Consider the following 1749-nt stretch of genomic DNA (forward strand, 5'->3'; position numbering starts at 1 on the left):
TCCAAAAAGCCTTATCATGTGTATCTTATCAGGCGGTACACGACTGGGAAACCCAGTACGTCTGCGAAAATCGATACGGGTTGGTCCGCCGTATGAATCGGGAGCTAAAATCAGCGGCGGCTTAAAGCTAACAGACGGAACACCCTACTACTAAATGGGACAATATAGCAACTACAAGTCATCGCTCCATTTATACTCAAAAATTGTTGAATTCTTTACGCCATCCATATCTTCAGCATCAATTAGTAAAACATTTCCGTCCTCTTGAACACCAGCGACTATCCAGTGGTCGCTTAAGTCAATTTGGGCAAGAGCATCTCCACCTGAAGCAGAAAAAACAGATGCATATCTTTTTCGATACTTAGAGTTATTTTGAATACCCTCAACACTATTAGATACATTCTCAGGTTCTGCTGGCATAATATGAACAGTTAAAAAGTAATTCTTTGAGGCAAAAAACTGCAAGAAAGTAGTATTTTTCTGAAAAGACTCAAGTCTAAACCCAAGAGTGTTGTCACCTTTCGATACAAGTCGGTTTTCCCAATTCTTAATTCTTATCGAAACAGGATTCAATTCGCCTCCATCACAAGTAAATCTATATATACTTCCTGGATCATTTGGGTAAACCGCACATATTATTTCTCCCGCCAAATCAATTATTGGCTGTTGATATTCAAATGACTCATCAGCATACACTCCTCTTCCTGCTAAAAAACCTGTGTTATGCCAACTTTCTTGGGCAACATCTAGGCAACTGATAGTGTAAGAGTCCCTCACAAAATCCACTTGTGACTGATAGAGATCTCTATTAATAGAAGCAAGTACAATTTTACCATCTGGCGTCAAGTGTGTACCTCGGAAAATTGAATAACTTGGCATTGTTTCTGATATATCAAGACTCCCTGATCGAATCAATTCTCCATCCAAAGAATAAACTAAGTACTTAGGTTCGCCATAAATAAACACGGAAGTGTCACTAGCAAATCCATACAGAAATACGTTAGATATTTTGCCCGGGCCTTCACCCTTAAATCCTGAAATCTCATGCAGCACACCATCAGAGGTCTCACACATTAAAAAGTCAGCACTATACGGTAAGAACATAAAAGCCCCATTAGACTGATTATAAAGAAATTCCGACCTATCTACTTTAATTTTGTCAAAATTAATTTCACCAATAATATTTTCCTCAAGTATTGGCACTGAATGATCAAAAAAATCTTCAGATTCACACCCCATGATAATCAAAGCCAGTGAAACCACAATTAATCTGTATTTACACATTATTTATTTCTTTTAAAATTCATGAATCTCACATTCACCCTCAAGGCACGTCACAATAACTGGATTTTTTTTCTGAGTTGTACCACTAACAATAGCATCGTATATGGACTTATCGTAGAAACATGTTAAAGGAAAACTCTTGCCTCCAATTTTTATTTCACTCTCACTACCTCTTTTCTTCAGAGAAAAAACAAGATAGCATACATCACTGGCGTTGTTGCATGAAGATTTCGGGTCAAGCTTGCGCTGATATTTCATTTAATTACGCGACTTTCGGTTGGGAAACAGGCATGCCATGTGCTGTCATTTGATTGAGGGCGGTTTATCAAATGTAAGGATGGATAAACCTAAAAAATGCAGTGGAGCAAAATCACTATCTTGATAGTGACAAAACTCTCAAAACATGCTCATCTGCCCCAGCTGCACAAGTGGTAAGATAGTCAAGAATGGCAAGACTTACTACGG

At 38.1% G+C, this 1749-nt stretch carries 1 protein-coding gene; it reads right to left on the reverse strand.

Annotated elements, in window-relative coordinates; genetic code table 11:
- Window positions 1–171: 171 nt before the first annotated feature.
- On the reverse strand, window positions 172–1284 hold the full coding sequence (locus FUA23_RS22105) for a hypothetical protein (RefSeq protein ID WP_147932948.1): 1113 nt from the start codon (window positions 1282–1284) through the stop codon (window positions 172–174).
- Between the last annotated feature and the right edge of the window lie 465 nt (window positions 1285–1749).

Origin of the sequence: Neolewinella aurantiaca (assembly GCF_008014675.1) — a bacterium.
In the GTDB taxonomy this organism is placed as follows: domain Bacteria; phylum Bacteroidota; class Bacteroidia; order Chitinophagales; family Saprospiraceae; genus Neolewinella; species Neolewinella aurantiaca.

Bases quoted from the DNA above. Each gene is read 5' to 3' on its own strand.
- FUA23_RS22105 (WP_147932948.1), bottom strand. From the start codon at position 1,284: ATGTGTAAATACAGATTAATTGTGGTTTCACTGGCTTTGATTATCATG.